2 protein-coding genes and 1 pseudogene are annotated in these 4391 nt (G+C 34.2%); all 3 read right to left on the bottom strand.

Going from position 1 to position 4391, the window contains the following annotated elements; genetic code table 11:
• Window positions 1-1071: pseudogene (locus Q0A18_RS04165) on the bottom strand (hypothetical protein); the annotation flags it as partial.
• A 53-nt stretch (window positions 1072-1124) separates the two neighbouring features.
• Entirely contained in the window at window positions 1125-1658 is a 534-nt protein-coding gene (locus Q0A18_RS04170) for a YMGG-like glycine zipper-containing protein (RefSeq protein ID WP_292008915.1), read from the bottom strand.
• A 743-nt stretch (window positions 1659-2401) separates the two neighbouring features.
• The gene (locus Q0A18_RS04175) at window positions 2402-4153 is read right to left on the bottom strand and encodes a hypothetical protein (RefSeq protein WP_292008916.1); all 1752 of its coding nucleotides are present in this window, start codon (window positions 4151-4153) and stop codon (window positions 2402-2404) included.
• Between the last annotated feature and the right edge of the window lie 238 nt (window positions 4154-4391).

The following is a 4391-nucleotide window of genomic DNA, read 5'->3' on the forward strand; positions in this document are numbered from 1 at the left end:
GATAATGAAACCCAAAAGGCTGACAATTAAAAGAATATTCATTTTGGATTTAATTCCCTTTAAGAATAACCAGTTTTTAATATAGTCTAATTGTGAAAAATTTTTAATCTGTTCATAAGAATATTGCATGTCGTAAGTTTTTCGAATTGCATATTCGGATGAAGTTTTTAATATTTCGGGATTAGGTTGCCAGTTGAAATCAAAACTGCCAATAGCGACAGGGAAAATAGGGTAACCAAAAACCCAAAAGTTTTTTAAGAAAAATAAAAGAAGAAGCCCAAATCCTAATAAGTATCCTTTGGGTGGAGATTTTATAATAAAAACCGAATATAGAAAACTTACTAAAGGAAGCCATATCATAGTCGGTTTTATAATAAACACAAAAATGGAAAAAGCAAACAGAATAGAAGTTTTAGTATTTCCTGATAGTATTTCATTAAGTATGACCAAAGAAAAAATAAAAACAGGAAGATCCGGACTGGGCGATTGAGCAAATAAGAGCATCACCGGAAGGAAACACAAATGAATCCACTGACGCTTTTCTACAATATATAAGCTGTAAATAATAAGTAAAATGGTATTAATCCTTAAAAACGGATCAATAAGATGAGAAAAGCCTGCCTGAAATATGTGCCATACAGACATTTGTCCTAAAATCAAATCTAAATTGGAAATTCCTTTAACCAGGCCATGCTCGCTGATCCATTTGATACTCGGTACATAATATCCGAAATGGTCAAGAATGAAAGGGTAGAATGTACCACAAAATAAGATAATTAGTCCTGTGTAGAGAACAAGTAGCTTGTTTGTTTTGAGAAGGTTATATAAATTATAGTACTGCTTATCCTTTATGAAATAGAAGATTCCAGCCAAAATGGTTAAGATTTCAATAGACAAATTTAAAGGAATCCAAAAAGCAAGAATTGTCCATAGAGTACTTAGTCCTAGTATTCCTGAGAAAAGTATTCCTGAAACTCCATGGAATAAGGAGCCTGTTATTTTTTCTGTAATCTTTCCCCATCCTAATAGAGTGGGGATAATGACGATCACTGAAACAAGAATTGATATCATAAAAAAAGATTGCCTAAAATTAAGCAATCTTTTATTCTTTTTAGATATAATTACTATTTGGGTTGGACCCTGCCATCCTTTCTATCCTGAGACCTCCCTATGGTATAACCTGTAGCACCCCCTGCAATTCCCCCAATAACGGCTCCAAGTCCTCGGTTTTTTCTACTGATGATAGCCCCTGCAGCTGCACCTCCTACTGTACCTATGATTGTTCCTTTAGCTGCTTTACTCATTCCTTTTTTCTGAGTGGTACCCTGAGATGAAGAAGAGTTGCTTGCATAGGAAGTACTACCTGAATTATGAGAAGAAGTATCCCGGTCCCTGTAAATAGTTCTTGTTGTACTTTTATTCTGAGCGTTACTGGCAGATGCTACTTTTGCTTTCTGCTCTATACTATCGGTTTTCTTTTGTATTTCATAAGCCATTTTTTCTTTTTCAATCGCCAGCTTTTGTTTTTCTATTTCCAGCTGTCTAGATTGAAAATCTAATTTCTGTTGTTCCAGAGATTTTTCAGAAAGCTGATCATTTTTTTTACAGGCATTTAACAATACAACCGACAATAAACCTGTTATTACTATATTCTTCATAACTCAAATTTTTAGTATCTATTCACTTCAGAGAAGCGTGTGATGTTATATTTTCAATAATAAAGCCAAGCTAATGTTAATCAATGTTAAAAAAATAAAAACCTACTTGCTCTTTTTTAGAGTTATAAAATTAGTTTTATTAAAAATAGGTGATAAATATCAGATTATTAGAACTATAAATAAAAGTAAGAGGCATAGGATTTGCTTTTTTATATATAATATAATCTTCAAAAAAATTTATTATCGATTTCCCTCAGTGTAACTGGGGGATTTTTTTATTATTAATACAAAATAATAGCAGATTGCAATGGGCTTTGTGGTTTTATGGGTTTTTGTGTGGTGTACGGGATGTTTTATATGCTTTATGAGTGGATGTGAGTATTTTTTTAAAAAAAATAAATTAGGTAGATGGTGCTGTAGCAATACTTAATTAAAGTAAAGTGTACTATATTGTATTTATATTTTTTATTAAATATTCATATGAGATTAATCTTATATTTTGTATTTTATTTTGCTTTTATGCATTATTTTATTTCTACCACATATTGTCGTATATTTGAGATGAAAAAATAATTTTTTTTTCATCATTTGTGTTTTATAGCCTCCTTCATTAGGAGGCTTTTTGTTTTAATTCACTTTTGTGAAACTTTTTTTAATCTGATTTATTTGCATATAAAAAAGGGCTGTGACTCATAGAGTCAACAGCCCTTTTCACTTTTAAATGTGAAGACTTATTGTATTAATTAGTGAGGATTAATACCTGCGATTGCAGCTTTTCTAATCGCCCATGCTACAGAGTTCATCTCTAAGATAGCGTTATAAACATATTGTGGAGTATATCCGTAATATTTTGTTTTTGGGACGCCTGAACTATAAATAGATGGCCAACCTCTCTGATCTGTAGAAGATGCTGTAGAAGCTACTGAATCACCAAAGTAAACGAAATTTTTACTGTTATTGTACCATACTATGGAATATTCAGGGTCTACTGTAGGTTTTCCGGCAGAATTAGCTGCCGAAGCTATTTGAGTAGAATTCGGAGGCAATTGGGTTGTAATTACAGATCCTGTAGAGCCGTTATCTTCTCCCCAATATTTACCTGCGGTATTTCCGAAAGGTCCGTTGATGATTTCATCATCCGGAAGGTTATTGATAGGATAGGCATTGTCGTCTCCTTGAGTTCCTGCAATTTGGTTTTGCGCGGTGTTCAATCCAAATATACCATTCAGCATAATGTTTGCCTGGGTATAATTACTATCTGTTGTGCCGTAGATCAGAACGCCTCCATTATTCACATAGTTATTTAATTCACTTGATAATTGAGTGGTAGGAGCTGCTCCGTAGGAGAAATACAGGATGATGTCCGGTTTAGCCATAGAAGTATTTGTAAGGTTACTTACTGCTGTGGCTGGCGAGGTAGTACTCCATAATTGAGTTAAGCTTACAATTTTTACTGTTCCTGAAGGTCCGAAATTGGTAGAAGAACTAAGTGCTTGAGATCTTTGCGGTGAAGCCCATGAATAGTCACCTGTTCCGATGATAGCATAGGTCATGGGAGGGAGTGTCACAGATACTACTGCTGTACAGGTTGCCTGCCCTCCAATGGTGTTGGATGTCACATCAATATTGAAATTACTGTTTGTTGTAGGAGTTCCGCTACCGACTAAAGTGACCGGAAATGTCCCTGTAGAAGTAAATGTCCCTGCTGCTGCGAAAGAAATACCATTTACTACAGGAGTGGAAATATGGTAAGATCCCACAGTACTTACAGTTACGTTTACGGTGATTACGTTAGTGCTTGTTAATGCAGTTCCTTTGATGTAAGTACCGTTCACCATGATAGAGGCACAGTTTAATGAATAAGCTGCTACGTTAGTGTTTACTGTTACCTGAGTTGTACAAGTTTCGGTAGATCCTGAAGATGTAATAGTGAAATCATCCACCTGAGCATTTACCGGAATACCTTGTCCGTATAATTTTACGGTCTGTATTCCTGTAGCAGTAAATACACCTTGTCCTACGAAAGAATATCCATTATCATTATTAGGAGTGGCGATAATTGTATAGGATCCTGGTTTAGTTACGTTTACAATCTGAACGGAAATGTAGTTGCTTTCAGTAAGTGCGGATTGTTTAATATAGGTTCCATTTACCTGAAGGTTGTCACCACAATCAAAAGTGAATTTGGCATTTCCCATATTGCCACATACGCTTTTCCATTCACCCTCTTCATTATTCCAGTAGTTGTAGCAATCTTCTGAGGTATTGTAGATCATTAAGCTGTTTTCTGTATCGCCGGGAGCTATAGCATTTCTTTCCGTTTCGGTAAGACGGGGGAGTATTACTCCTTTGCTTTGTACTGCATCAGTAATTTTGTTTCTTTCTGAAACGTGTAATAGTGTTTTAGGGTTAGGGGTTTCTGTATTTATTCCGACCTGTGAAAAAGAATAGGACGTCAATAATACAGTCATTAAGACCATTAAAATTTTTTTCATCTTATAGATTTTTGTTATGTAATAAATTATTTGTTGATTTTAATTATTGAGGTTTTTCGAGGGGGACCCCGCCAGTCTGAGGTTTCAATTTTTTCCATCTATCCATATTTTGGGTATTATTGGGAACTTGTTTGTGTATATTTGTGTTTTAGTTTATATTATTTGTGTTTTTAGTGTTTATATTTTATTTTTTTGTCATTTTTGTTATTTTATGGTTTATAAAGTTGTATATTTGCAA

It is taken from the genome of Chryseobacterium sp. (assembly GCF_022712095.1).
Lineage (GTDB): Bacteria > Bacteroidota > Bacteroidia > Flavobacteriales > Weeksellaceae > Chryseobacterium.

Bases quoted from the DNA above. Each gene is read 5' to 3' on its own strand.
- Q0A18_RS04175 (WP_292008916.1), bottom strand. From the start codon at position 4,153: ATGAAAAAAATTTTAATGGTCTTAATGACTGTATTATTGACGTCCTAT.
- Q0A18_RS04170 (WP_292008915.1), bottom strand. From the start codon at position 1,658: ATGAAGAATATAGTAATAACAGGTTTATTGTCGGTTGTATTGTTAAAT.